Here is a 435-nt window from a genome sequence, read left to right as displayed (position 1 = left end):
GGCGATGGTCTCAGGTGCCATTGGCGGCGAGAACATCGCGGAGACCGTGGAGGGCTTGGCCCGGTTTCCGATCAACCTGCGCTACCCACGCGAATGGCGGGACTCCCCGCAGAGGCTGACGCAACTGCCGATTTCCACGCCGATGGGCCAGCAGATCACGCTCGGGACTGTCGCCACGGTCTCCATCACCGACGGGCCGCCAATGCTCAAAAGCGAAAACGCACGTCCGTCCGGATGGGTCTACGTGGACGTTCGCGGGCGCGACCTGGCCTCGGTCGCGAACGAGCTGCGTGAAGCGGTGTCTCGCCAGGTCAAACTGGAGCCAGGCGTGAGCGTTGCGTACTCTGGCCAGTTCGAATACCTGGAGCGGGCCAATGCCCGCCTCAAGGTGGTGGTGCCGGCCACGCTCCTGATCATCTTCGTGCTCTTGTACTT

At 64.4% G+C, this 435-nt stretch carries 1 protein-coding gene; it reads left to right on the top strand.

Annotated elements, in window-relative coordinates; all coding sequences use genetic code 11:
- A partial coding sequence (locus tag GVL03_RS20480; RefSeq protein WP_200847357.1) for an efflux RND transporter permease subunit occupies positions 1-435 on the top strand: 435 nt, incomplete at both ends.

Origin of the sequence: Microbacterium sp. 18062, from assembly GCF_902706225.1 — a bacterium.
Classification (GTDB): Bacteria; Actinomycetota; Actinomycetes; order Actinomycetales; family Microbacteriaceae; genus Microbacterium.
The sequence above is the reverse complement of the archived record's forward strand: the minus strand, read 5'-3'. Positions and strand labels throughout refer to the sequence as shown.